The 4493-nt window shown below is 61.2% G+C and carries 2 protein-coding genes and 2 pseudogenes; all 4 read left to right on the plus strand.

Annotation, left to right across the window (positions count from 1 at the left end):
• Positions 1 to 252: 252 nt before the first annotated feature.
• Positions 253 to 837 (plus strand): annotated as a pseudogene (locus AWB65_RS34230) (IS21 family transposase); the annotation flags it as partial.
• A gap of 123 nt (positions 838 to 960) precedes the next feature.
• A complete protein-coding gene (locus AWB65_RS34235) occupies positions 961 to 1980 on the plus strand; it encodes an IS110 family RNA-guided transposase (protein WP_087671192.1) in 1020 nt (339 codons plus the stop codon).
• A gap of 295 nt (positions 1981 to 2275) precedes the next feature.
• Positions 2276 to 3235 (plus strand): annotated as a pseudogene (locus AWB65_RS34240) (IS21 family transposase); the annotation flags it as partial.
• On the plus strand, positions 3232 to 4113 hold the full coding sequence (istB, locus tag AWB65_RS34245; RefSeq protein WP_125474296.1) for an IS21-like element helper ATPase IstB: 882 nt from the start codon (positions 3232 to 3234) through the stop codon (positions 4111 to 4113). The pseudogene AWB65_RS34240 and the gene istB, both read left to right, overlap by 4 nt.
• Positions 4114 to 4493: the final 380 nt, after the last annotated feature.

The following is a 4493-nucleotide window of genomic DNA, read 5'->3' on the forward strand; positions in this document are numbered from 1 at the left end:
CGCCTGCATCCTGACGGGTAACAAATTACATGAGGCAACGACCCTCGCGTGGTAGCAAAAAACCTGAGTCAATGCGGAGCAGCGCGTCAATCAGGATGAGAGTAATGGTGTTGCGGCAGCGGTGGAGGGCGTAGCCCGGAACCGTTGCCGCAACGCTGCGCCGAGGAGTCCGCCCCGCTGCCGGGGTGCCTTATCGGTGGTCGCGGTAAATCGGGTATGAACAGCTCTTCCATGTAGCGAAGGGAGGCTGAGTTGCCCGGCCGACACATCAACGACCATCAGATGAGGCTCTACATGAAGTACAGACTCAAGGAAGGACCAGCTCAAGCGGCTGCGCGCGCCGGGTTCAGCGCCGCCACGGGTTATCGCATCGATCAGGACCGGCGACTGCCATCGCAGAAGAAGGCACCACGTGCGCGTCGCCGTCCCGATCCCCTGGCGGCAATCTTTGACACCGAGATCGTGCCGCTGCTCCAGTCCGCTCCCGGCATCCGGCCTATAGCCGTACTGGACGAGATGCTTCGGCGCCATCCCGACCTCCCGGGCAACGTGCGCCGCACACTGGAGCGTCGTATCCGCGACTGGCGCGCACTCCATGGCGAGGAGCATGACGTTATGTTCCGTCAGGTACACGAACCCGGTCGCCTCGGGTTGTCCGACTTCACCGAGATGGACAGCCTGGGCGTCACCGTGGCGGGTGCCGCGCTTGACCACCGCCTTTATCACTTCCGGCTGGCCTGCTCAGGCTTTGAGCACGCTCACGTCATTCTCGGCGGCGAGAGCTATGTCGCGCTGGCTGAAGGGCTGCAGAAATGGTATGGACGCCGCTCACCACGCGGATAGCCTGCGGTAGCTGGAATCAGCAGAGACAAGGAAGGTGGCCCCGCACAGACCGGCGGGCGCGCAAAAAGAGGTTGGAGGATCATCCACATGTTCCTACGCAAACCGAGAGGGTCGATCATGAAACTTACGCCAGTTGGTATCGACATCGCGAAAAACGTCTTTCAGGTACACCACGTCGACGAAGAGACCGGAGAAATCGTCAACAAGCCGATCAAACGGGCGAAGTTTCTCGCCTACTTTGCGAATCGCGCGCCATGCCTGATCGGCATGGAGGCGTCTGGCGGTTCGCAGCACTGGGCGAGGCTGCTCACCGCGATGGGGCATCAGGTCAAGCTGATGTCAGGGCAATACGTGAAGGCCTTCAATATACGCAACAAGAAGGATCCCGCCGACGCCCGTGCGATCTGGCTCGCAGTACAGCAACCGGGCAAGCCGGTCGCGGTCAAGACCGAGATGCAGCAAGCGATGCTGGCGCTGCACCGAATGCGTGAGCAGCTGGTCAAATTCCGCACGATGCAGATCAACGCACTACGCGGGCTGCTCACCGAATACGGCCAAGTCATGGGCAAGGGGCGGCTCTCCCTGGACAGGGCAATACCGGACGTGCTGGCCCGGGTCGCCGATCGCCTGCCGGCCGCGCTGATCGACACGCTGCGTGAGCAGTGGAACGGATTAAGCGCGCTGGACGGGCAGATCGCCGCGATCGAGCGACGGATGCGCGAATGGAAAAAGGAAGACAGAGACGTCAGGGCAATTGCCGAGATTCCCGGCGTAGGCTTGCTGACCTCGACGGCCGCCGTCGCGACAATCGGCGACCCGAAAACCTTCCGTTCCGGGCGGGAGTTCGCTGCCTGCATCGGATTGGTGCCAAAGCAGGTGGGATCCGGCGGGAAACTTATGTTGCTAGGCATTAGCAAGCGGGGCGATACCTATCTCCGCATGCTCCTGATTCACGGCGCCCGCAGTGTTGTCAGCAGTCCAAAACAGCATGATCCATGGATCGAGCAGATGAAAAAGCGGCGACCACTGAATGTCGTGATCGTCGCACTCGCGAACAAGATGGCCCGTATCATCTGGGCCATCCTGGCACACGGGCGCCCTTATCAGGACGGGTACGTGAGCGCCAGGCCGGTATAAAGGAGCACGAGCAAATTCCGGATGTAGGTCAAGTCAACTTTGTAGTCGGAGGATGGAACGTCAAAAGGTTGCGCAGGTACTTCAGAGTGATGGCAAAACAGGTCGGACCGGGACTCGCTAAACCTGGAGATGGCGAAGAGCCTTGAGCTCGATGCAGAAATGAGGCGCGAGTCAGCTGAATCCATAGAGGCCCGCAGCGACAATACCCGCTGCAACAAGGCCGGATATAAACCCGCAGCCGTTCCTGTCACGTCAGACCCCTCGAAGTCCTTTGCAAACGGGCGGCGTCCATATAAACGCCATCTGGGCACTCGGGGGCGCGCCGCGCGAGCATCGCAGCGACAGCCTGTCGGCGGCGTTCCGCAATCTCGATGCCGACGCGCGCAAGGATCTGACCACGCGTTACGATGCACTGTGCGCCCACTACGGCATGCAGCCCACACGCAACAACCGTGGCGTTGCCCACGAGAACGGCTCCATCGAGAGCCCTCATGGCCACCTCAAGAGCGCAGTGCGTGATGCGTTGCTTCTGCGCGGCAGTCGCGACTTCGACAATCTCGGTTCCTATCGCTGCTTCATCGACGAGATCGTCGGTCGAATCAACGCGCGTAATGGCAAACGCATTGAGCTCGAGCGGGCACTGCTTCAGCCGCTTCCGGTCCAGCGTACGTGCGACTACGAGGAAACGCGCGTGTACGTCACGACCACCTGCGGCTTTGTCCTGCGCAAGGTGTTCTATACCGTCCCGTCACGGTTGATCGGCCATCACCTGCGCGTACGGCTGTACGACGACCGGCTGGAACTGTTTCTGGGCGGCACGGCCCTGATGACACTGCAGCGCGGCCGCGCGGGCCCCAATGGCAAGCACGGCCACGTCATCAACTACCGGCACGTCATCCACGCGCTGCGCCGCAAGCCCATGGCGCTGCTCAATCTGGTCTACCGCGATCAGATCTTTCCGCGCGAGGCGTATCGACTGACCTTCGATCGACTGCTTGAGCAGCTACCGCAGCGCCAGGCATGCAGGACCATGGTTGAACTGCTCAGCCTGGCCCACGAGCACAACTGCGAAGCGCAACTGGCCCAGGCGCTGCAGCAGTGTTTGGACGATGGGCAGTTACCCGACCTGGACGCACTGTGTTCGCGTTTCGAAGCGAAGCGCACGAACAGCATGCCGGAGGTGAACGTCCAGCTAGCACCGCTGAGCGACTACGAAGCCCTGCTTGACGATATGGCAACGGAGGTGACGGCATGAGCCTCGACATCGACGCCACCCGCCTGTCGCTGCTGCTCAACGATTTGCGGCTGCCCGCCATCAAGCAGATCTGGTCCAGCTTTGCCGAGCGCTCCGACACGGAAGGCTGGCCGGCAGCGCGCCTGCTGATGACGCTGGCCGAACACGAGATCGCCGAGCGCGATCGACGCCGAGTCGAACGTCACCTCAGGGACGCAAAGCTGCTGCCGGGCAAGACACTGGAGAACTTCGATTTTGACGCGGTGCCAATGGTGTCGCGCGCGCACGTCTCGGCGCTTTGCGCGGGCGACGGCTGGTTGCGTAACGGCACCAACCTGATTCTTCTAGGGCCTAGCGGAGGGGGCAAATCGCACTTGTCGTCGGCGATCGGACTGAGCCTGCTGGAGAAGGGCTGGAAGGTCTTCTTCGCTCGCACTACCGACCTCGTGCAACGGTTGCAGGTCGCGCGCCGCGAGCTCGCGCTGGAGTCCGCCATCAACCGGCTGGATCGCTTCGACCTGGTCATCCTGGACGATTTCGCATATGTCAGCAAGGATCAGGCAGAGACGTCGGTGCTGTTCGAGCTCATCAGCGCCAGGTATGAGCACCGTTCCCTTTGCATAACGGCCAACCAGCCGTTCGGCGAATGGGACAAGGTTTTCCCCGACCGGGCCATGACGGTGGCCGCCGTCGACCGGCTGGTCCACCACTCGACCATCTTTGAGCTGAACGTCGAAAGCTACCGTCGCCGTATGCCCTGCAGCGCAAGCAGCAGGGACCGGGACGCCCGGCCAGTAGAGCGACACCAAAGAACGTTGGCGTGCCACCGATACAGGAGGATCAGCACGGCATCGACCTCACCGAATGACCGAATGACCCGCTGTTCTCATCCTGATTGACGCGCGGCTCGCAGGCAAAGCGAGCCGGCGTCAATCAACCCAGGAATCACCTTCCCCGCCACCACGTTCTTATCCTGATTGTCGCGCAGCCAGACTAACTGCGGCATCATCATTACACAGCAATCCTCATCGACTGACCGCTTCAGCTTGATTGTCGCGCGACACCCGCTCGCCCGCGTCAATCAATGCCGCGCGTCAATCAATAAACGCTTGCCAGTGTCAATCAACATCGGCATCATCATTTCTGCCGCGACATTCTCAACTTGATTGTCGCGCGTCTCTCATCCGGATTGTCGCGCCACAATGTTTGGGCCAGGACCAGGCAACGGTGGGAGAACCCTCGTCGAACACTAGGAGGCAACTGGAAACAGCATAACCCT

Origin of the sequence: Caballeronia humi (genome assembly GCF_001544475.1) — a bacterium.
Lineage (GTDB): Bacteria > Pseudomonadota > Gammaproteobacteria > Burkholderiales > Burkholderiaceae > Caballeronia > Caballeronia humi.

Bases quoted from the DNA above. Each gene is read 5' to 3' on its own strand.
- AWB65_RS34235 (WP_087671192.1), top strand. From the start codon at position 961: ATGAAACTTACGCCAGTTGGTATCGACATCGCGAAAAACGTCTTTCAG.
- istB (WP_125474296.1), top strand. From the start codon at position 3,232: ATGAGCCTCGACATCGACGCCACCCGCCTGTCGCTGCTGCTCAACGAT.